Consider the following 275-nt stretch of genomic DNA (forward strand, 5'->3'; position numbering starts at 1 on the left):
AAACCATGGTGGGAAGCTTTAGAGAAACCACGGATAAGTGGCTATCTCAGCGCCTTGCGGCGGATGTGTATATTCATCCTACCGTCAATGCTGCCCCTAGAATGACCGCTTGGCTTGAAAAACAGCCAGAAGTGAAAGAAGTTTGGCAACGCTGGGAAACTGAACTGGTGACCCTTGATAGCAACATTAATCTTGTCAGTACCGGTAATAGCGCTGGAGAGAAAAGTTCGCTCTCTGAGAAGGTCACCATTCCTGACTATTGGCATCATTTACAT

At 46.9% G+C, this 275-nt stretch carries 1 pseudogene; it reads left to right on the forward strand.

From position 1 onward, the window contains the following. Window positions 1-275, forward strand: a pseudogene (locus AB4585_RS26800) (ABC transporter permease); the annotation flags it as partial.

It is taken from the genome of Vibrio sp. 10N.222.49.C9 (assembly GCF_041474985.1).
Lineage (GTDB): Bacteria > Pseudomonadota > Gammaproteobacteria > Enterobacterales > Vibrionaceae > Vibrio > Vibrio crassostreae_C.